Annotated in this window: 20 protein-coding genes and 1 pseudogene; 8 read left to right on the top strand and 13 right to left on the bottom strand. The window is 42.2% G+C overall.

The window, feature by feature from the left end; all coding sequences use genetic code 11:
• Window positions 1-182 precede the first annotated feature (182 nt).
• The 5 genes from DVDV_RS11290 (at window position 183) to DVDV_RS11270 (ending at window position 3688) form a co-directional block, all read left to right on the top strand.
• Window positions 183-563, top strand: coding sequence for a hypothetical protein (locus DVDV_RS11290; protein WP_075354767.1), 381 nt, complete (start codon window positions 183-185; stop codon window positions 561-563).
• Between the two features lie 390 nt (window positions 564-953).
• Window positions 954-1511, top strand: a complete 558-nt coding sequence (locus DVDV_RS11285; protein WP_075354766.1) for a tyrosine-type recombinase/integrase — start codon at window positions 954-956, stop codon at window positions 1509-1511.
• A 104-nt stretch (window positions 1512-1615) separates the two neighbouring features.
• Window positions 1616-2764: a site-specific integrase gene (locus DVDV_RS11280; protein WP_075354765.1), complete on the top strand. Its 1149-nt coding sequence runs from the start codon at window positions 1616-1618 to the stop codon at window positions 2762-2764.
• 80 nt (window positions 2765-2844) lie between these two features.
• Complete coding sequence (locus tag DVDV_RS11275) at window positions 2845-3315, top strand: hypothetical protein (protein ID WP_075354764.1); 471 nt, start codon at window positions 2845-2847, stop codon at window positions 3313-3315.
• Window positions 3316-3412: 97 nt separating this feature from the next.
• On the top strand, window positions 3413-3688 hold the full coding sequence (locus tag DVDV_RS11270) for a hypothetical protein (protein WP_075354763.1): 276 nt from the start codon (window positions 3413-3415) through the stop codon (window positions 3686-3688).
• A 501-nt stretch (window positions 3689-4189) separates the two neighbouring features.
• Here the strand turns inward: DVDV_RS11270 and DVDV_RS22310 are convergent.
• The 12 genes from DVDV_RS22310 to DVDV_RS11230 form a co-directional block, all read right to left on the bottom strand.
• Window positions 4190-5770 carry a hypothetical protein gene (locus DVDV_RS22310; RefSeq protein WP_139311600.1) on the bottom strand — a complete coding sequence of 527 codons (1581 nt, stop codon included), beginning with the start codon at window positions 5768-5770 and terminating at the stop codon, window positions 4190-4192.
• Window positions 5771-6919: 1149 nt separating this feature from the next.
• Entirely contained in the window at window positions 6920-7267 is a 348-nt protein-coding gene (locus DVDV_RS22305) for a hypothetical protein (RefSeq protein ID WP_075354762.1), read from the bottom strand.
• Window positions 7268-7272: 5 nt separating this feature from the next.
• Window positions 7273-7650, bottom strand: a complete 378-nt coding sequence (locus DVDV_RS11260; protein ID WP_075354761.1) for a hypothetical protein — start codon at window positions 7648-7650, stop codon at window positions 7273-7275.
• Window positions 7651-7660: 10 nt separating this feature from the next.
• A complete protein-coding gene (locus tag DVDV_RS11255) occupies window positions 7661-9043 on the bottom strand; it encodes a hypothetical protein (protein WP_217694132.1) in 1383 nt (460 codons plus the stop codon).
• Window positions 9044-10024: 981 nt separating this feature from the next.
• Window positions 10025-11107, bottom strand: a complete 1083-nt coding sequence (locus DVDV_RS22300; protein WP_139311599.1) for an SAVED domain-containing protein — start codon at window positions 11105-11107, stop codon at window positions 10025-10027.
• A complete protein-coding gene (locus DVDV_RS11250; protein ID WP_083634754.1) occupies window positions 11104-11595 on the bottom strand; it encodes a Mov34/MPN/PAD-1 family protein in 492 nt (163 codons plus the stop codon). Before DVDV_RS11250 ends, DVDV_RS22300 begins: the two co-directional genes overlap by 4 nt.
• A complete protein-coding gene (locus DVDV_RS11245; RefSeq protein WP_075354760.1) occupies window positions 11568-13304 on the bottom strand; it encodes a ThiF family adenylyltransferase in 1737 nt (578 codons plus the stop codon). The genes DVDV_RS11250 and DVDV_RS11245 overlap by 28 nt, the downstream gene beginning before the upstream one ends.
• Window positions 13304-14296, bottom strand: a complete 993-nt coding sequence (locus tag DVDV_RS22295; protein WP_075354759.1) for a cyclic GMP-AMP synthase DncV-like nucleotidyltransferase — start codon at window positions 14294-14296, stop codon at window positions 13304-13306. The genes DVDV_RS11245 and DVDV_RS22295 overlap by 1 nt, the downstream gene beginning before the upstream one ends.
• 376 nt (window positions 14297-14672) lie before the next feature.
• Entirely contained in the window at window positions 14673-15116 is a 444-nt protein-coding gene (locus DVDV_RS22290; protein WP_139311597.1) for a hypothetical protein, read from the bottom strand.
• Between the two features lie 215 nt (window positions 15117-15331).
• A complete protein-coding gene (locus tag DVDV_RS22285; RefSeq protein ID WP_139311596.1) occupies window positions 15332-16471 on the bottom strand; it encodes a hypothetical protein in 1140 nt (379 codons plus the stop codon).
• 195 nt (window positions 16472-16666) lie between these two features.
• Entirely contained in the window at window positions 16667-17188 is a 522-nt protein-coding gene (locus tag DVDV_RS11235; RefSeq protein WP_075354758.1) for a MucR family transcriptional regulator, read from the bottom strand.
• Window positions 17189-17747: 559 nt separating this feature from the next.
• Window positions 17748-18491 (bottom strand): acetoacetate decarboxylase, encoded by a 744-nt coding sequence (locus DVDV_RS11230; protein WP_075354757.1) that lies wholly within the window; start codon window positions 18489-18491, stop codon window positions 17748-17750.
• Between the two features lie 437 nt (window positions 18492-18928).
• Between DVDV_RS11230 and DVDV_RS11225 the strand changes: the two genes are divergently transcribed.
• Together DVDV_RS11225 and DVDV_RS11220 are read left to right on the top strand one after the other, a co-directional pair.
• Window positions 18929-19156, top strand: coding sequence for a hypothetical protein (locus DVDV_RS11225; RefSeq protein ID WP_075354756.1), 228 nt, complete (start codon window positions 18929-18931; stop codon window positions 19154-19156).
• The gene (locus tag DVDV_RS11220) at window positions 19143-19532 is read left to right on the top strand and encodes a DUF6573 family protein (protein WP_075354755.1); all 390 of its coding nucleotides are present in this window, start codon (window positions 19143-19145) and stop codon (window positions 19530-19532) included. The genes DVDV_RS11225 and DVDV_RS11220 overlap by 14 nt, the downstream gene beginning before the upstream one ends.
• A 23-nt stretch (window positions 19533-19555) precedes the next feature.
• Here DVDV_RS11220 and DVDV_RS11215 read toward each other — a convergent pair whose 3' ends face one another.
• Entirely contained in the window at window positions 19556-19882 is a 327-nt protein-coding gene (locus DVDV_RS11215) for a helix-turn-helix domain-containing protein (protein ID WP_075354754.1), read from the bottom strand.
• A 213-nt stretch (window positions 19883-20095) separates the two neighbouring features.
• Here DVDV_RS11215 and DVDV_RS11210 point away from each other — a divergent pair.
• Window positions 20096-20337: pseudogene (locus DVDV_RS11210) on the top strand (flagellin); the annotation flags it as partial.

Below are 20337 nucleotides of genomic sequence, written 5' to 3'. Positions count from 1 at the left end.
TTGGCATCCCCCGCCAGCAAAAAACCCCAGGAACAGCGTCCTACGCCCAAATTACGATTTCCATCCCAGAAGCACGAGAAATTTGATGCGTTTTTGCCCAAGAAATGCGTATTTTCATGCATTTTTCAGCAATTCGTAGAGATATACCAGATAAAGTAACATTTCTATGCAAAGGAGGCGTTATGGGAGCCAAGAATGGTAATTCAACTGACGTTCAAGACGGGACGGCGAAGAAGAAAATCGAATCGAAGTATGATCCGAAGACTCTTCGTAGCCTTATCAAAGAAGGTCTGGATGCTGCTACGATAATGGAGCGCATGAAGATCAAACATCGTCAGACGCTTAAACAGTATATCTTGAAGCTCATAAGTACCGACAGGGTGCTCTATGAGGTCAAGGGACTTTATCTCAAGGACTCAAAGAGACCGAAGGTAAACCAATTCGGTTTTCTGAAGGTCAATCTGAAAGCCCACGATCTCGGTGATCTTGAAGTCAACGAAGGCGACGAGTTCACAATCGAAGTCATCGATGGCAAGATCATCTTGAACAAGATTCTCCCATAACCTCCAACTGAAATGTCATGCGGATTCGTCTGCGTGGCATTTCTTATTTTTTAACTCGAATAAGTTTTTTATACTTCTGTAAACTTAAAAATACTTTGTCTTTACTGACCGAGCTACTGGCAAATCTTGGCAGATTGTCACCGTACGATTCTTCGCATTGTATTTTCGATTTTAGCCACAAAACTACAGATATAAGTATTCAAAATTGGAACCTACTGCACATCGTCGAAGGACGGTTTTACCTATTAACGTACATTCGACCTAGAAAGTTGAAGATTCCAAAGAATCACAAGGCGTTAACGGCAAGCCCCAGGGCCAAGCCCTTGGACCAGCAGTTTTCAATATTCGTTTCTGGTCTTCCCAAAAGTAAAAACCAGATTGGAGGAATCTATGAAGGTAGAACCCATAACGAATGCAAAGGACATCAAGAGTATTAAAAAGCTCTTGGCAGATCAACCTCGCAACAGACTCTTGTTCATAATGGGCATCAACACTGGACTCCGGGTACAGGACATCCTTGCACTCAGAATTTCGGACATAATGCACGCCAAGGTTGGTGACCGTATTGTCATCAAGGAGAAAAAGACAGGCAAAGAGAATGTTTTCATGGTCAACAAGGATATTAAAGATGCTCTTGACGACTATTTGAAGACTGTGGATGCAAAGGACGAGCATTTCCTGTTTAAGAGCCGGAAAGGGAGTAATTATGCAATTACGACTTACGCTGTAACAATGTATGTGCAACAATGGTGCGATGCGATCCACCTTCCAGGAAACTACGGAGCGCATAGTCTTAGGAAGACTTGGTGTTATCACCAGCGGAAAACCTACGGCACTTCATGGGAGGTCATAGCTAAAAGACTGAACCACAGTAGCCCGAGTATCACAAGAAGATATATCGGCGTGAAGGAGGAAGAAGTCGAAGAAGTTTTGATGAACTCTATTTAGATTTCTAACGAGGGGAGTAAAATCCCCTTTATTTGTAGAGCGCCTCAATTCCCCTCGGTCCAGAATTTAAATTGTTACTTCAACCTAGAACAGAAGAGGTTTTTATGGGCGTCTATCAACGTGATAGCCGATGGATGGTCTATTGGCATTTCAACGGCAAAAGACATGACAAATCGTTTGGTCGTGGTGAACTTGGTCAAGCAAAAGCTGAAAAGTTTGATCACGCTGTTCGTGACGCACTCGACCAGGGGTTACCGGTTCCTGATCCTGAAACGGTGACGGCATCGGTCCTAGTACCAGTGCCGGCGACCGGACAGATGGTGAACCCTGCTGCGGCCCCGATCCAGAGCTTTAACCAGGTCACTGGTCGAGTTCCTGGCGGGATGGTCCTGTCTGAGCTTGGATCGAAGTATCTGGCCCATATGAAGGCATCAGGGCGGACAGAGAAGCACATTCGGAACATCGAGCACTTGGTCAACCACGTGTTCATCCCGGTTCTTGGCGACAAGCCAGTGGATTCCCTGTCCTACCAAGAAAACATGATCCCGTTCATCCTGCACTTTCAAGGAGTCAGCAGCAGAACGGGAAAAGTCCGGTCCCAGTACACGGTGAATAAGTACTGTGATTACTTGAGTTTCATCTTCAACTTCGGGATAGACAACGGCTTTACCTCCGTCAATCCCCTGAAGATTTGGAAGAAACCCAAGGTTCAACCATGGGACATGAAGCTCACCTTGGACGATGCGAAGAAGATCATGATCAATGCCGAACCTCATTTAAAGTGGGCGATGGAAGTTTGCTTCAACCTGGGTACTCGTCCTGGTGAATCAGAACTTCTTTCACTCAAGTGGGAAGACATTGACTTCAAGGCCAGCACTGTTCGCATTTATGCCAGTAAAACCAAGACCTACCGGACAGTTCCGATCAACCCTGAGTTCCTGAAACGTTTGGAGAAGGAGCAGGCAGAGTCACAAACCGGATATGTCATCGAGTACATGGGCCGGAACCTGACCACGATTCGGAAAGCATTCAAAAACGCATGCAAACGGGCTGGTATCACCTACCAGACTAGTATGTACGATCTTCGGCATCTGTTTGCGACCACCTTACTTCGCAAAGGTGCTGACTTAGCTGCCGTTTCCAAGATGATGGGACATTCAACGGTGAAGATGACGGCAGACACCTATTACCACTACATGGAAGGAGAAAAAGAAAGAGCAGTCAATCTGTTACCCGCTTTAGAAGTGGCATAGTCCAGGAAGACGGGGTGTCTTGAAAAAGATTCTCCGTCTTTCTATTCTTGGAAACTTTTAACAAAAAAAGAAGAAGCATTATGACTACTAAGAAATGTTTGTGGGACGAGTCCCACGTATTTGAAGTAAATGAAGGCGAAGAGTTTAAATCATTATGCACAAAGTGCTATTTCAATATTTTTACAGACACTTACAAGAAAGTGATGACTTGGGATGATTTCGAAAAAGACATTGAAAACATCAAAAAGACTCATAAGCACGTCGTGGCAATTGACACCTACTATAAAAACAACATTATGAAGCTGGCCACATCAAATCCAGAAGAAGAAGCTATCGAGATGTCATGCTTGATCTGCGACACTAAATACCCTGTCAAACCAAAAGAAACCTGGAGATACCTGTGCCCCGTTTGTTACAAGAAGTGTTATTTACAGCTGAAACAAAATCGCAGTGGAGAAGAAATTAGAAATATTATTCTCAACCTCAAGTCGAAAACTGACGACACGAACACCATCATTGAAAAACTTATTGAAATTGCTAAAGAAGACTAGAAAATAGCATATCACTCTAAGCGATATAGGAAGACGAGGAATCTCTAGCACAGACTCCTCGTCTTTCTTTTGTCAAAGACCAAACACGGAGAAAGTTATGAAAGTTCAATGTTTATGGGACGAATCTCATTGGTTTGTTCCCGGTATGTTTCGACAATTCGATTACTTATGCGATAAATGCTACTATGAAATCTACTGGCACTACGCAGCACTGTACACGCCGAAACAATTCAAAGAAAACATCGAAACTATCAAAGCTCAGATGAAAAACTCTAGAACCCGCAAATGGACCGAAGCTGAAGCATGGATTGTCAAAACATTGGGATTCGATACCCTTGTAAAGATTGATTTGTTTGAAAATAATCTCGTGTAACATCTTGATTTAGCCCGTTGCCTGAAGGTGGACCGCCCTGCTCCGGTGGTTCACCTTTTTAACGTCGTAGTATGCTGGGCCAGGATCGGTTCTGGGTTGGTCCCGGTCCCGTTGCCGCCCAGCTGGGCCAGTAGTGGCGAGTATATCCCATCGGCAGCAGCTTGGGAAGTTTACTTGGTGTTGCCGTTGCCGGTGAAAGATCAAGAATTACAGCAGACAAGATGGCCCTGTGGTTGCCGCGAAAATCACTGTGTGACCGATGCTCCAGGATTCCAGTTTACTGGACTTTTTGAAAACCAGAATTTAGCGATTTTTCGACGTTGAAATTCGCAGAGTCCTGCGAGTTTAGACCCGTCCATGTGCGGTCAAGCAGAAGAACAAACGGGAAAAGGCAAACAATGCATATTTTTAAACACTTTTTACAAATTCCAACATCAGAGTTCATGGAGCTTTATTGAATGCCAGAGTTTGACAGAAGACAAAATATTGTGCTTACTTTATCTATTTATTGTCATTGAAAAGGCGGAGTACCTGATAGTCATTGTCATACAAAAGTTCTAGCTTTTCAAACTTTTCTACCATATCAGCATACGTAAGCGGATAATCAAAACTATAGTTTACCATCTGTTCGACGCTGATGTTGTCAGATGAAAAAGAATATGAATCATCAGATTTTTGCACAAGAACACCATCGGATGAGAATATCGCCCCAAAAACAAATCTACCAATCACTGCACAACAAAAAAACAAACACCTACAAACCTTTCCAGGTTCAATTGCAATTCTTTCGACAAGAGTAAAGTCAGCGTAAAGAGTATTTATTCGCCCATCGAACAAAGATTGAAGCTGTTTTATAGACGAATCTTTACCTTGCATCTCATAAACAGAGGCAGTCACTTTCTCAAAACATCCGAATCGTAACGACAACGAGATTGCTTCATTTATTGTAACGAAAAGACTTTCAGCCCAGTCACTTGGAAAGTTAGAAACAAAATAAAAATTCAAACAAAGCTTATTCTTACAATTAATTACACAATCTATATCAGCCTCCCTTGTACTTAATACTTTAAAAAATTTAGAAACATTCTGAAGCTCAAGCAAAGGATAACGTTTTCCATAATCAAACTTCAACGAAATTTCTGCAACATTAGATGTAAGACTTCCATTAATTTCAAAACAATCACTAACAATCCTAAGTCCACGATTATAACCTGCAATAATTCCAGCCAGCGGCGACACATAGACTTCACATGGAAATATTGCACTAATACTACCGATCTTAGTCGAAAAAGACACTACTCCCTCAGCAAAAGGACTAACGCTGCTGATAACTAGTTTCGCAGCCTCCAAATCGACCGTCGGCTCACTGCTCTTGATTCCAAACCTAGAGTTAAAGATTTGACACGACGCGACATCAACTTCAGATGAAATTCCCAACGAAGCATCGATCATCTTTTCGAAGCTTTCTCTTTCTGCAAAAGAAAAGTGGATAACCCCACTGCCTTCTTCAAAACCCACAGTCTTAAGTGTTTTCTGTTTATTCTTAACATAAACACCGATATCAGCACCAATGTAACTTACCATTTTGTCTCTCAGGCATTGCCCAGAAATCTCAGCAAGTTTCATTGTATCATCATAATACACCGTCATTGTAGCTCTATTTAAAGACTTTCTTTTCTTTACTTGCTCTAAAAATCTAATCTTTTTCAATACACTGGCAATAATATCATCGTCAAAATGAATAAGATATGCCTCATCAACGCTACCCTTACCATTAAATCCTATTATAATCACAAAAGATGGACTCAATGCTGTTGCAAGCCTTCTCATGTTAGAGACTTTAAGAGGATATTTGTACGTTATTTTGTCTGTACTTTTTACCTGTACTTTACACTCTAACGCAGCTTTCTGCATATCGAGCGGAATGTTGCCAACATCATCATATGGGAATTCAACAAAATAATCCCAGCCTGTTCTATCAACGTTCGATTTATTGGCAACCAGCCCAACCTCCGCGCACAAAAGCGAAAAGGCACTTTCGCCCATACTTCCGATATCACGAAAATTTTTCAACAAAGCCACCTACACATCATGCAATTAAAAAAACAGAAACACAAAGAAAATTGAACAAGATAGGATATGTCTTCATATGCAACCATTCACGTCGACAACTATATACACATGAGTTCAACAACTGACTTCGCAAACATAATAGCAACAAAATATCCACAAAAAATCTTTATATTGCATTAGCCACAAAAGTGTTCAACCGTGACCCAGTGGTTCCCTTTTTGAATGGCGTAGTATCCTGGGTCAGGATCGTTCCCGACGATGGTGTAGTTGCCGCCTAATTGGGCCAGTAGCGGAGAGTATATCCCATCGGCAGCATCTTGGGAAGTTTACTTGGTGTTGCCGTTGCCGTTGTTGGAGAGAAGTTCAAGAATTTCAGTGGGCAAGAGTCCGGTGTGGTTGCCGTAAAAATCACCGTGATAACGATGTTCCAGGATTCCAGTTTACTGGACTTTTTAAAATCCAGAATTTAGCGATTTTTCGGCTCTGAAAAAATACAGAGTCCTGCAAGTTCCACCCGTAGTAACGGTCCTTGTGCCAAGAATACCGCTATTTCGAGTGGGAGGCCGGCTTTAACGGTATCTTTACTGCACAGATGGCAGCACTCTGCGATTCTTCCTCCTAGTCATCTTCAAAAACGCGGTTTCCTTCGTATTTGACCAGAACAGTCCCTGCCAATGCAGATATGACAAACCATTTACTCGAAAGAACGTTGTAACTACTTCCATTCTCGCTGTTGTTTCTCGGCAAGACTGAAATGCATCGGGCTAATTTCAAGAAGTAGTTTAGAGAGAAGTCTTAAGTGAACAGTGGGTTCAAAAGCGTCACAGGGACTTCCGGGCCGAATAAATTGAAGAAAACAGTGACGATGTAGCGATAAATGTGGACCTCTGAAAAACGGAGGTTCACCTTTTTCACAAGAACATTCCAGCGTTACCATTATAAACGGCGCAAAGACATATTTTGAACAGAGGGTAAAGCTACAAAAAAAGCAGAAGACAAACTTGAAGTGTTTTCTGTACCAGTAATAAAGAATTATTTGCTTGGCATCCATGGTCTTGCTGTTGAGATCTTCAGCTGCATAATTGTTCACCCGATGCTGGCAAACGGGCAGAACATCACCCATATCTAAATAATATACTTGTAAAAACCAAAAAGTTGTTAGTCGAAAACCCAACCATGCTCTCCTGTTTCAAAATCATAATAGCAACATGTATCGCGAAAGGAAGACAACGCTCCTTTATAGTGAGACATTATCAACAAAACGTCGCTATACTGTGGAAGTTGGTCAGCATCAAGTATCATTAAATACTTAAAATAGCCCTCATCCTTCAACAGTTCCCTTATGTCTTCAAGAAGCCTATTGATGATAATTACCTTTGCGGTACTTAAAGTACCGTCAGGCTTTTTCTTTGCGAGTGTTTGCACTTCTGCATACAGTGGTTCAAACAATGGAGCTGTCGCTTCATAAGCAACTGCCTTCGTCATTACAGTTTTTTTCTTTCCCATACAATCTACTTCAACCTTGCCGGGCCCTTTGTCCTAATTGACACTGACTCATCCTCAACCATATAATGCCAAAAGCTATTTCTGAACACGATATTATCAGATCTAAATATTTCAACAGATGCGATATACTGAGAAAGAATGAATGTCACATCGCTATTTGAAGGCACATCATCTGCGTCAAAAACTTCAAAGTCCACAAAAGGTTTGTACTTTTCACCAAGAAGAACATTGCATCCATCTACGACGATATTGATATATTTCAACTTAAACGCATTAACAGCATCATTTGGAGATTTTTTAGCCAAAACAGAGAGCTCATTGTGCAAACTTGCTAATTGCTCGATTAGCTTTTCTAACTGTTCGACCTGCAATTGCGTCATCATACTCGACCTCCTAAGCTGGACATGAACGACGGAATTCAATATATTTCTTTTTCAGCACATCCAATGGACTTCGTTGCCTGCTTTCATACAGATCAACCATTTGCTCAAGATCGGTGTCAGTTAAGGGAATAATGCATTTTCTCTGACCAGACCACAAATCAATTAAAGCTCTATACCGCGCTGCCTTAAGATTATTTCGGGTCACGAGAACACCGAACCGACCAAAATTATCATTTACATATCTATTGATTTGATCAACATGCTCTCTCTCAACTTCTTTTACATTCTTGAGTTCCATCACAATCTGCTTACTTCCAAAATCATCAAATATTTCTTTCAAAAAATTATGCGTCCTATTATTGTAGAATACGACATCTCTAATACTTACTCCAGAACTAGTCCGAACTTGTTCTGCAGCAAAATCTAAATCTGGGTACAAAAGCGAAGCCAATAGTTGGCAAACAAAATCTTCATATTTTTTATCAGCTCCATCATCCTTGCCCGTTGGCAAAGATTTTATTTGTTTAATTTTATTTTTCGCAGAGTTTACAGGTATTTGCGTAAACAATGGGTCATTATGACAATCATCCCTATTTCTTTCTTTTTCTTTTATATAATAATCAATTGCGCCGTAGTTATCTCTGTTATACACTAAAACATCAACTCTTGAAACAACACCTCCAGGGTTTACATTAGCATCACAAGGGCAATATGATTTAAAATAGTCATCAAACGCAATCCATAGGCTACGCCTCAACCAACGCTTTGGGATAAGCAAGATTGGCATCTTATTCGAAGGATTAACCGGCAATTCAACATTAAAATTTTCAGTAAATGTCAACTTTTCAATATCATACAAATGTTCAATGCGCGTATTCTCACAAGGAATTCCAAGGCTTTTGCACTGATATATAGTGTAATCAATCAAAAAAGACTTCATAAAATTACATGCAATGTCACTTATCCTATCAGAAGACACTCCATCAATGTACAACTGAAGCTCTTCAAGATGCTTAAAGCCACACTCCCTATAGATATCGATACGCTCGAACACATCTAATATATTACCAGCTTTATCTTCTCCTATTCTTTTCCCTTGTTTTGTAGAAGACAAACCCAAACCAACCTCATCACACTCAGATGCGATAATTAATTGCCTTATCGCTTCATCTCGTTTCCCGGTCCTCGAAAGATAACCTAAATGATTAAAACTATTAACAATTGACCCATGGAGTGATTTATCTTGATATGAAGGAGATCTCCACAGCAAAAAAGGATCGACAAACAAAGGAATGTCCTCATCAAAAAAAGGAATAGCAAAGTCAACTTGGGACTGTGACGAGTGGATTCCATGAAAATCAGTAAGCCGTGGCCGTATTAAAGAAATCGGCATTGACTAGAAATCCTTAGGAAAATTAGCTTCTCAGAACAACTCAACCATCCACAAGAAACAACAAGTGAATCTTGACCATATCCAGGATTAAATACAAAAACACGATGACTTCAACAAATAAAAAGAGAATAGTCAATTGCACTGACAAAAACCGACAGAAATGGTCTAAAATCCACAAGAAACTGCGAGTTCAGCCCCGTCCATGTGCGGTTAGCCACGGGAATACACTGAAAATATACAGTAAATACGGATTTTGACCTAGAACCCCCTTATCCAACGGCAGTTTCCTGCGAATCAGTCCAATACGCAACACCCAAAACGAAGGAAACCGCGTTTTTGACCAGCTGGACCTGGGATAGACAGGAAAATCGGGACGGATCAGGAGCATCGGAGGGATAGGTGGAACTGTGTTGGCTGGACCGCCACAGTCCGACCACTGTTGCGCCAACGTGGCCGAAAGTAGACCTAATAAAAACAGAAAATCCCGTTGGCTACTCGCCAACGAGATCACTTTTTCACAGGGGCTTTTGTAATGATTTTAGGGGTTTATATCACGCTTTTGGCGTGTCAAGCAAGTGCTCTCCCCCTGAGCTACGCTCCTATAAACAGAATCAGGGAAGGGGATATCTATTCCGAACTCTTCCCCAAGTCAACCCAAAACTTTCCATAATCGAATAAGTTTTTGGGGACCAACCCGTTGGCGCTTGTTGGCTCGTCGTTGGTCGGAGGGGACTACACTCCCACGGGCTGAGAGGTCAAGAAATTTTTCGTGGGGAGGTGGAGAAAAAGGACGTTGGGGAGAGACGGATGTTATGAATGATTAATTATTTCAGTATGTTACATAAAGACAAAGGGATTACGTGGCGATGCTTTGAGCGACGTTCCCGCTCAAAGCGTCTGTTTTCATACAGCAATGTTGAGTTTTAACACTTTCTCCATCAAGACAACTATAACCCTGCACAATTATGGTTGGCAAATATTTTATATAAGTTTCGGGTCCGATCCAGCCGTAAGAGATAACGCCCACGGATAACAAGGCGTTGAATTTCTGTTAAAGTAATAGACACAAAAAGAACCATGGATATTAGGGGCAAGTATCCGGCCGAGGGAAAAACAAAATGATGATTGAGCAGCACAAAAAACATGAATCCTTTTAACAGAAGGGAACTTTACGTTAATATCATTGATATATTTACGAAATGTTTCAACAGATCTGTCCAAAGCCTGCCTACTATTTATACTGTCAACGCAGACATTTTGAGATTTGCAATGCAGTATTTTTATATCATCATTTAAACTTTCTTTAATCTGTTCATCACTAATTTGGTAAGAAACTGACAGAGAAATTGCCACTTCTGAGACACTGCTACCTGCCACCAACTTGTCACAAATAAGGTCTGATTTATCGTTGGGATTATTCTGTAAAGTCTCCCAAGAGCTAGTAAGACGATTATATTCAAAAATATTTCTTACGTTGCACCGATTTGAGATCAAATAGCCAGCCAGAACAAGTAAAGGGATGGGAGCCAAACCACCATAGATTATCTCAAATTTAAAGTCGTTATGACTGCGTGCTATCGACGCCAAGCTATCGTTAATTTGACATATATCGACAAACGCAGCATTAGGATCGACCAAACAATTATTCTTTATGTATTTCCGAAGATCAACTGATATTTCAAGCAAATCACCTGACTCAACAATGTCATTTTGAAGAAACTGCTTTAGCCGGGGCGTCGCCTCTGCTTCTAAGCCCAAAATTTGAACTAATATCGTCCGTACTCTTGAATTCCTTTTCAGCAATCTATTATCACGTGCACCACTAACGACTAGGATTACACCAACTGCCAACAACAAAATTGCTAAATACAATGCGAGAGCATTCCCTTCTTTGTCTTCTTTTGTGGCCTCAGCTTCAGCACGATAAGACTCATACTGAATAGTTAACTTATAATGACTGCTTACAGAATTAAAGCCTAATAGAATAGAAAGCAATATCAAAACTACGCCAGCAATAATGCGGACATTCGTTTCAACCACAAGTCTGCTAACAGTTTTTATCATATATTACACTTTATTTCAAAAATCTTTTCAGGATTAAAGCCTTGCCAGACCCTTACACTCTCTATGCCAAGAATAAGAAAAAACAAAAATGGTGATGGATAACGGCCTTTTCTCAATACTTTTTTCCAGTCATTCCAGTCTTGCAAAGAAGGTTCTGGATATACCTCTGGATGGCTATGCCAAGTTCCAAGCGTTATGCAAGTCTTGCCACTTGATAACCACTGACCTTTTGCAATTAAATTATGTGACAATGATCGAAAAAATGAAAATCGGGATCTTTTATCACATTCTAATGGCGCAGTGATGTCATCAATGATAATGTTTGGACTATCTATCAAATGCCTTCCTAGTAAAAGACCGCCAGCTTCTCTGTCTAGAGAATTCAGTTGACGCCATGGGAAAAGCTTATTTGTTACTTCTTCTGAAATATTCAATCTGCCGCAATGGAGCATCGGATAGATTAGTTTTGTCCGCTGCATAACGGACATGTTGCCTCCAGAAAATTATTTTCGAGTCTTAAAATTTTAGCGTTGTCTGCAGTAAAATACCACTCACTTGGTTTCAATCCTGCAGCAATTGCCTGACTTTTATCCCCTTTATAAATTAGATAAGTAGGATTTCTTTTGTTGAGTAAGAATCCGATCGCAAGATCCCGCCCCATGAGCGCTAACCTCGCAGCTTCAGCGTTAGCGAAGTCTGTAAATGATCCACCGCACCCTACAAGATCTTTAGCGTAATGCTGGCCAGGGTTAAGAAAACTTGTAACCGCTGACAGAAAAGATTCACCCTTATTTGTAAAAAGGCATTCGAGACATCCCGAAAGAGGCGGACAAGTTAGAAGAGCATGAAGCCCAATCCCATACGGCTCTAGCCACGTGTAAACCACTGGTTTTACAGTGGTCATACTTGTCCTAATCATTCTATTGAAATTCCTAGCGGAGGTTATATTCCCAGTAGCCTCAATCACAATATCAGTTCGGCAATAATTTTCCGATTTTATCCAGTTTTCTAAGCGCATAACTTCAGGAGTAATATTGACATAAGGGAGTTTTGTTTTAAAATAATTTGCCAAGGCAGTGCTTTTGTAGTTACCAATATATGAACCGCCAAGAAGATGCCTATAGAGATTGTCGACTTGAAGGCAGTCGTGGTCCACAAGTATTACTTCCCCAATTCCATCATGAACAATGAGGTCAGCTATTCTTGAACCAACAGCTCCACAGCCAATGATAGATACACACTTTCCAGCTAAACATTGCTGGACACCGCCTCTTTCAAGCAGGTACTTTTTATCATGCCTTTGTACGATCAAAGGAAATATTCGGTATATGTCCTTACTCTGAGCAGTAATAAAATTAATACTTCCCCGAAATTGAAGAACAAGACCCAGTAGAGCCTTTTGCCCAGACGTACGTGGCATAGAAAAAAGTATTGGAAGTCTCTGTTTTCTATGCCGTCCACGTGACAATATTTGCTGTAATTTGAGAAAATTATTTGGTGCTACCTTAGAAATCAAATCCTTGACAAACTGCATCGTTATAGGCTGTCCTGGCAGCGGAGGATTTATTTGCGTAGACAGCGGGATATAAAGAGCGTGAATTTGATTAGCTTTCTTAAACGAACAGTTAAAGCCATACTCTTTATCGCATGGCTCTTTGTTAAAACACGTTACAATATGTTTCCCATTGAGTTTCTTTTCTTGAGCATAAATTGATTCAACGGCATCACCTGGATCGAAAAAACAATAGACTATATACGACTCTGGTAACGACTGCCAATATCCTTGAATCTCTTCCCATAGCGACGTTAAATTTTTTTTCTCTCCAGATTCAAGGACATCTAATACTTTTTTAAGTGTATAATCTAAAACATCTAGAGGCCTATCTACATCAATAGCAAGATTTTCCTCCGTGGTGTAACAAATCTTCCCTCTCCAATTCACGTGACCCATTAGCCCATGTTTACCAGGATGCAGCAGATAGTAGTCTGGAAGAGCCCTGGGGAATTCATCACTAACTATGACGACTATTTCAAAAAAGTTATCCTTGACTTTTGCTTTAAAGGCAAAAGTACTTTGGCCATGCTGTGAAACTTGTGTGAGGCTAACTTCGTCACAATCAATTTTCCGAGCCTCACTGACACTATGATTTTTATTTAGATGTTCTAAAAAAACCTCCTCTTTTACTGTCATTACCATTAGGCACTCGTCCCTGACGGTAGGACAGCCGCTTTGATAGAGACTTTGGCTGTCTCTGACTTCTCTGGCACAGGGAAGCATTTCCCGAATTGTTTCATGAGCTTCTTGCAAGCTTCGACAGGATCATCTTCAGCACGTGCCTCTTTCAGCGCATTTTTAAGTTCTACAAGGCGATCACAAACACCATTTAGTTGATTTTCAGTTAACTCAGCTAAAAGATTAGAGTACGGCTGAACAGGAAGCGGAATATTCCTGGTGACACTGACAAAGGTATGAATCTGAGAAGCCCAATTAAGCATTGCTTCAAGGTCGTCATCCTTCCCTAATCTATCTTCTTTTGGAGAGAACCATTGTTGAGCGGCACATGTGAGGGCTATGCTGACAGGTTTTCCACTTGGGAGTTTGTGATCACGCCAAAGCTTCAAATAACGAATACACCTACGCATTTGAGCGGTATGTTTCGCCTCTAAACACGAAGTTGAGCCAGCCTGAATTTTACTAATCAAGCCTTTAGGGTCTGAAAGTTCCCAATATTTTTCAGATTCCTCAGAAAATTCTTTGCCTTTAGCTAGGTCAAAGAAAGAGTCTTCCTCACGTTTAACGTAAATAGCCAAATCAACATGATAACAATGTTCGCCACTTTTAATGTATTGTACAGTCACACATGATCGTCTAATTAGAACTTGTCTATTCGCGTATGCAAGTGCATCTCTTATTTTCTTTTTAAGTCCTACTGGCGTAAACTTAGATCGTAAGCACTCAAAAACAATTCCCACATCGATATCGAAGTCACTGTCCTTTGGGTTAACTCCTGTATTCATGGCATAGCTGCCTTGATTAAACTGCGAGAAGGACGGGAAGTCCTCCGGCAATTTTTCCTTGAGGTTCCCTATTAATATGTCCCGCTTTTCTTGCAATATTTTGTTTTCTTCAATATTGCTCAATTTTATCGCGTCATGGAATTCAAGAAAATATTTTTGGACGTCAGCCATATGATCTCCTAGGGCAATTTCATTTCAAAAAGATTTTCTATGAGTAAGCAGATATTCTGGAATGTCAAGCGGTCAAATCCAGATGGCCATTATTGCTGGCGCGAAGACACTATCCCCATCCCGATCCACAAATATCAAAATGGGTTAGCTCCAGAAATCAAAAGACCCAAGCCAACCATTTTTCCTGGACGACGTGGGCCTTGTACACAAGGATTTGAAATTTTGAGCTAACGACTTCTTCTCCAGCACGCTCTTCTCAGCCTCAGGGGCAGAGAACGTGAAGCTATCCCCTCCATTTCCCCCGTAAAGGGGAGAAGATGATCTCGCTGAAATTGCTTCACTCAACAACGAACAACTATGGAGTTAATTAATACAGTCATTTATCCAGTTTGAAAACTTTAGATTTCAGTAACGTTTTCATTGATCGCAAAGCTTCTGCTTCTTCTTTCCGAAACTCGGTAGAGATTGGAACAATTCTCTTCATATGACTTTTGTGCGAACATATACTTTCCCGTTCTTCGCGGCTTTCTCTCATGTGCTTTAACATCTCTGCTTCTTCAAATAACTTATCAAATTTTTCTTTGAAGGCTTTTGCATATGTTCCAACCTTGCCGTGATATATAGACTCCCAATACAAGTCATCATCAAAACATAAGCACCCGTTTTTATCAAGATAAAGACTCCGTAGAATATGCGCTCTAGGCGCTTCATCTGCTACCGTTTTCAGGTGATTCACAACATTGTCTTTAACACAAGGATCGGCGATAGAATTAAACATGTCTAGAAAAATATTAACTGGTATTTCAATTTTATCACCCATAACATTCCCTACCAGTATCTCGGACGATTACCTTTAGATCTAAAACTACACAGACAATTCCGATATTACTTTCCTGTAAATAATCTATGCTACTTCCTTTAAAACACAGAAAGACCATAGCCAACAACTTTCCTTAAAAAACACGGGGCATTTTTGCGAAACATTTCAGGAACAAACCCAACCCATCTTTACGAACACGATTAACCTTCCTAAATTTAATCATACTTATTATTGCTTATATTTTTATCGTCTAAACAAATCGATGAGGATATCTTCCTAGACTCATTGGCGGACAAAAGTTTAGATTCCAAAACACTTACAACATTTAAAGCTATTTCCTGAATTGTTTCAAACGAAGTGTTATTTATATACGAAAAGTTATTATGAAGCTCACCGTTTATTGCAGGGAGAATATCGTTTATAGCAGAAACCATCTCATAGGGGACCACTTCTTTTTGAGCTAGATTACGGATTTTTGCAGCAATCGAATAAGACTTCTTACCACTATCTCCTCCATGCATTCTAACCAATTCATTGACTAAATCTTCAATCTTAATTCTTAACATCAATAAGTTACTTTTAACGTCATATCGCTGAATATTCAGTCTCTCTGCAAGATTTTTTGAATAGCTTCTAATTTCTGGTGTTATATTAATATTTTTTCCAGCGATAATTGTTTTTTCAATTGCATTTTTGCTAATATTATACTTCAAAAAATTCATTAAAACTTTAACGCCAGATGCCATAGTAATTAAAAGAGCAACCATAGAAATAGCTACGTTCAGATAAATCGTGCTAAAAACACTAAAAATACTTTTACTATCTGAGTTATCTTTAATTATTATACGTGGGACGCCAACAATTCTACCGTCAACCTTAAAGCTTGGTTTTTGCGACTTAGCATTAACAAGAGAAATTCTAAATTCAAAGCAGTCTCCGGGATTCAAAAGCAAAGGAGAAATTTTTAGTTCGCTTTGTTTATCTAAGGAAAGTATAGGGTCTAATTGCTCAGGCAATTTCTTTGTTATAATAGGGTTGTCTGGAGTTTCATTATTAAATATTATACTCACTGGCTTATCATAGCTGCTTTTTTCAATTGGCCTATTCCCTGAATTACTAACCAAAAACGTTAAAACATTCATCGATTCAATCGGAATGGAGTTGTAAGATATTGAAATCCCCTGAGACAAGCTATTATTTACAGAGACAACAGGTGTGTTTGATTCATAGGTTATCGTAATCTCTTTTATATCTCTCTGAAAATAAAACCATAGCGACAACGGAACACCGATTGTTAAAATAATATTGAGGATATTTCTCTTTAAAAAGTCATAGCCGAACGATTTCATCGCCATCCAATCCCCCCATACGAAGGAGCAACCTTCGAAAAGTCATTTCCCATAGAGCTACCCCTTGGGGAAATTATGAGTTCAATATCTCCATTTCAAAAACAAATAAAGACCCACGCCAACCAATTTCCCTGGACGACGTGGGCCTTTTCATAGAGCTCTCTGGGATCACACCAGATTTAAGCGAACGAGGTGGCAGGGCTACTTCTTCAGCAACTCAACAATGCCAACATTCTTCTCTTTAGCAGTTGAGGCAAGACTTTTCAAACCATCGAAGCCCTTGTCGATGACGAACTTCTTAACCTCACTCCGCTTTATACCAAACTCTTTCATAATCATTTGCATTTGCTTCAAGGGGTTGTCTTCACCCGTTGTAGTTTTCCTAGCAATTTTAATGGACATGTCTTTTTTAGACACACCAAATTTTTCCATATACTGTTCACGGGTAAGACCATGAGAATCAAGATGCTTCGAACCTAAAACTTTAAACTCTACACCACAGACAGCACACTTGACAGCTTTCTTAGTCTTACTGTGGCGCTGCTCTTCAATTTGCTTCATTGGCTCTGCCACAACATCAATGATCGGTCCACATTTCAGGGAAATAAGTTTTTCGTAAATGCTCGTTGTAACCACTTCGAGTTCACTGAAATGAACTTTTCCATGGCGGAGCTGATCTTTCGCCAAATTCAACGCTTCCGCCCAAATTTCCTTATCGACCATGAGAGTCTCCTTATTTTTCAGGTGATGTTTCACGGGCAGATAGCCTCCGCACATAATCTTGTCAATCTGGTCCAAACACACTCTCTCATCTTTTGCGAATCAGCAGAAATTATATTTATTCGATTACGAAAGATTTGTAAGAAAACACGAGTCATCAACTCCAAAGCGAGAGCAATTGCCCCTCAAATCAGCTCCAGAAAAGAAAAATAGCTTATTTTCATCTACGAATACGAATAAATAAAAAAATGCAGCTACCTGCATCGCACAACGTCCTAGGATATCGCTAGTTTCTTTTAGAACACATTCCAGCCCCGACTCCCCTGCCCCGGGCCAGCCCATTCCCTCGGACACCCCTCCCCTGCTCTCTACCGGCCCCGTCCTGGGGTTTTTCCAGCTGGGCCTTCCCCTTTGGCCCGGCAGCCCCGAAACCGCAGGGATTCCCAGCCTCGGCCCAATGTCCGATTTTCATAGGGCTATTCCCCAAATCCCCCAAGCTCCCGTGACCACCCCTCCGGCCCAGGATAGCCTTCACCAAATATCCCCAGTGAAGCCAGATGCGCTACCTCTGTTGCAGATAATCGAAGACCGGAGTGACAGGCTCCAAATTCAAATCGGTAAGGATATGGCTGGCCGAGACAATACGCCTGACGGGCAAGTCTGCCACCGGAGCAAGAGCATGCTCGAACAGTTGAAGCCTCGCCGGTCCGGTCCAGGCCCACTTGACGACTAGGTCCCGAAGCGGCGGCATCCGCGTCAACAGGCACTTTTCCAGCTCGCCCTGCAACCCATGCTGTATCTTGAGCATGAATGTCGGCCGACTGATGACGCCTACCGCTTCTGCTTCGGACAGGCGCTGCCACTTATAACCCATGGTCGCCGTGGCGATGCGCAGGGAACCGTAATCCAACGTACCGACAAGGGTGTCGCCATCAACTATCAGCGAGGAATGACCCGCCTTTTTAGGGTAGGCGCTGGTCTCGCGCCCGGACGAGATCGCCCCGACACTACTGACGTACATGGCGCTCAGATAGTCGCCCTTTTCGCCATTAAAACTCACCGAGATCGCTTGGCCGCTTTCCGTATAATTACCAAGGCCGGTCGAATCCGGCATCATGATGAATTCAAATCTGACTGTATTTCCCTCTATTTCAAGCGGCTCCGGAACGATCTCCCGCAAAGCTTCAGGATCCGTCTCATACACGACATTCAAGTATTCCCGGTTGTAAAAATGATGCCGTCCGGGAGCATAGGCCGGTGCGCACAGGGGCGTTGTATTCTTTTTCAAGATGTCATCGATTTTCATGGCACCCTCATAAAGGTTGGTTTTGGCATGAAACCCAATAAACCACATCCTCAAACAAAAGAGCACGAAGTAAATGTATAATTTGGCCTGAACATAACTATATCGTCAATTCATTGCAAGCCCTTGCTGTCTAGCCAAATTTCATATTCATCTTTAGACATAAAAACCCGTATATTATATTCTTTAAAAAACTACTGCCATCTCGGACATCCCACGACATCACTCGGACAGGGACTCTCTTGTTTTTTCCATAGTCTTCCCCCTTACCCCGGCAGTCCCGAAACCTCGAGAAATCACAGCCCCGGCCCAACGTCCGATTTCCATAGGGCTATTCCCAAAACAATTCCACCCTATACAAGTCCCCGTGACCGCCTTCCCTGCTCCAGGATATCCTTCCCCAAAACTGCCTCTGTAGTGCAGCCCCAGAAGGATACCCTATGGAACCACAAGACCTCGAAAATCTGGACCTAAAATCAGCAATCACCAGCGCATTCCGACCAATTGAGCAACTTTTCAAGATCATGGACACCACCGCCATCGAAGTCGATGGAGCGATACTCCGTAGCTATGCCGAAATTGGTCTCGAACTTACAGGGAACTTTCGCAAGAAACTTGAAAACTTGCTGAACTCAAACCAGGATGGTCCTGACAATGCCGAACGATAAAGCTTTTGGAAACGTCATCTACAGCTACACCAGGGAACAGGCGATTGCAGACGGAGTCCTCATTGACGTCACCGAGCAGGCGAAAGCCACCGGCTTCAAACTGCCCACCGTGGTCACCGACAACCTATACCATCATTATATAGAACCACCAGCCGGGCTGGCTGGCGAGGGTCAGTCCGTGACGGGCAGGCTCCACGATCTGCTGACGCTGGCGCTGTTCGCAGCCAAAAGAGCGGGCAACTCGGACAGGGTCTATTTCAAGGTGAGCTTCCTCATGTCCCCAGGACATTCGGAGACAGTCGAGGTCATTGCCCATATCGGCCCTGGCGACAGCGCGGAACCAGTTCTGACGATCATGCTGCCTGAGGACGATTGAACGGTGACGCGGGAAAGCCCAGGTCACTTCTGGATTAGCACCCGGGCCATGGCCAGGATCGCTCGCACTTGCTCTTCACTGGCCCCGGCCAGCAACTCCAGAAGTTCTTTCTGCACCTGCTCCCGCGTCATGCCGACATCCCCGAGATCAAAGAGGGATGCCAAATCTTCCTCGAGTGCGGCAGATAATCTTTCGATATTCACCAAGGTCGGATTCCCCCTGCCCCGTTCGATTTCCCCAACGCTTTGGAGGGACAGCCCCGCCCGCTCCGCAAGCTGCTCCTGGGTCATGTCCTTTGCCCGCCGCAATGCCCGGATTCGTTTCCCGAAAACCTTAAGAATCTCGCCCATGGAACCGTCCTTTTCGGACAGTTTAGGGCTAGCGTGTCGTTCTTATAAGAAAGTTAGGTATGTAATTTGCTAGATATTAACAAGTAAACTTTATTTTATGCCAATTTTTCCGCCTGAACCTTGATTTCTGGCAGTTCAGGCCCCGGGCCACCGGAAAATAATTCCGGGAAATGACGGGAAATACCCGCTGAACAAGGAAGGAGATGCCTCCCCATGGCATTGGTCATAAACCACAACCTCATGGCGATGAACTCCGCCAGAAATTTGTCAGCCCACTATGGGGCGCTGAGTACGTCGATCCAGCGGCTGTCGTCTGGGCTGCGGATCAATTCCTCTGCCGACGACGCTGCCGGACTCGCTGTCCGAGAGTTGATGCGATCCGATGTCGCCACCATGAACCAGGGGATCAGGAACGCTAACGATGCCATCTCCATGATCCAGACAGCGGATGGGGC

This window comes from Desulfovibrio sp. DV (genome assembly GCF_001936595.1).
Classification (GTDB): Bacteria; Desulfobacterota; Desulfovibrionia; order Desulfovibrionales; family Desulfovibrionaceae; genus Solidesulfovibrio.
Note: the sequence above shows the minus strand (reverse complement) of the source record. Positions and strands in the feature narration are given on the sequence as shown.

What these genes read in the sequence shown, in the direction of transcription:
- DVDV_RS11290 (WP_075354767.1), top strand. Translation starts at nt 183, where the DNA reads ATGGGAGCCAAGAATGGTAATTCAACTGACGTTCAAGACGGGACGGCG.
- DVDV_RS11285 (WP_075354766.1), top strand. Translation starts at nt 954, where the DNA reads ATGAAGGTAGAACCCATAACGAATGCAAAGGACATCAAGAGTATTAAA.
- DVDV_RS11280 (WP_075354765.1), top strand. Translation starts at nt 1,616, where the DNA reads ATGGGCGTCTATCAACGTGATAGCCGATGGATGGTCTATTGGCATTTC.
- DVDV_RS11275 (WP_075354764.1), top strand. Translation starts at nt 2,845, where the DNA reads ATGACTACTAAGAAATGTTTGTGGGACGAGTCCCACGTATTTGAAGTA.
- DVDV_RS11270 (WP_075354763.1), top strand. Translation starts at nt 3,413, where the DNA reads ATGAAAGTTCAATGTTTATGGGACGAATCTCATTGGTTTGTTCCCGGT.
- DVDV_RS22305 (WP_075354762.1), bottom strand. Translation starts at nt 7,267, where the DNA reads ATGGGAAAGAAAAAAACTGTAATGACGAAGGCAGTTGCTTATGAAGCG.
- DVDV_RS11260 (WP_075354761.1), bottom strand. Translation starts at nt 7,650, where the DNA reads ATGATGACGCAATTGCAGGTCGAACAGTTAGAAAAGCTAATCGAGCAA.
- DVDV_RS11255 (WP_217694132.1), bottom strand. Translation starts at nt 9,043, where the DNA reads ATGCCGATTTCTTTAATACGGCCACGGCTTACTGATTTTCATGGAATC.
- DVDV_RS22300 (WP_139311599.1), bottom strand. Translation starts at nt 11,107, where the DNA reads ATGATAAAAACTGTTAGCAGACTTGTGGTTGAAACGAATGTCCGCATT.
- DVDV_RS11250 (WP_083634754.1), bottom strand. Translation starts at nt 11,595, where the DNA reads ATGTCCGTTATGCAGCGGACAAAACTAATCTATCCGATGCTCCATTGC.
- DVDV_RS11245 (WP_075354760.1), bottom strand. Translation starts at nt 13,304, where the DNA reads ATGGTAATGACAGTAAAAGAGGAGGTTTTTTTAGAACATCTAAATAAA.
- DVDV_RS22295 (WP_075354759.1), bottom strand. Translation starts at nt 14,296, where the DNA reads ATGGCTGACGTCCAAAAATATTTTCTTGAATTCCATGACGCGATAAAA.
- DVDV_RS22290 (WP_139311597.1), bottom strand. Translation starts at nt 15,116, where the DNA reads ATGGGTGATAAAATTGAAATACCAGTTAATATTTTTCTAGACATGTTT.
- DVDV_RS22285 (WP_139311596.1), bottom strand. Translation starts at nt 16,471, where the DNA reads ATGGCGATGAAATCGTTCGGCTATGACTTTTTAAAGAGAAATATCCTC.
- DVDV_RS11235 (WP_075354758.1), bottom strand. Translation starts at nt 17,188, where the DNA reads ATGGTCGATAAGGAAATTTGGGCGGAAGCGTTGAATTTGGCGAAAGAT.
- DVDV_RS11230 (WP_075354757.1), bottom strand. Translation starts at nt 18,491, where the DNA reads ATGAAAATCGATGACATCTTGAAAAAGAATACAACGCCCCTGTGCGCA.
- DVDV_RS11225 (WP_075354756.1), top strand. Translation starts at nt 18,929, where the DNA reads ATGGAACCACAAGACCTCGAAAATCTGGACCTAAAATCAGCAATCACC.
- DVDV_RS11220 (WP_075354755.1), top strand. Translation starts at nt 19,143, where the DNA reads ATGCCGAACGATAAAGCTTTTGGAAACGTCATCTACAGCTACACCAGG.
- DVDV_RS11215 (WP_075354754.1), bottom strand. Translation starts at nt 19,882, where the DNA reads ATGGGCGAGATTCTTAAGGTTTTCGGGAAACGAATCCGGGCATTGCGG.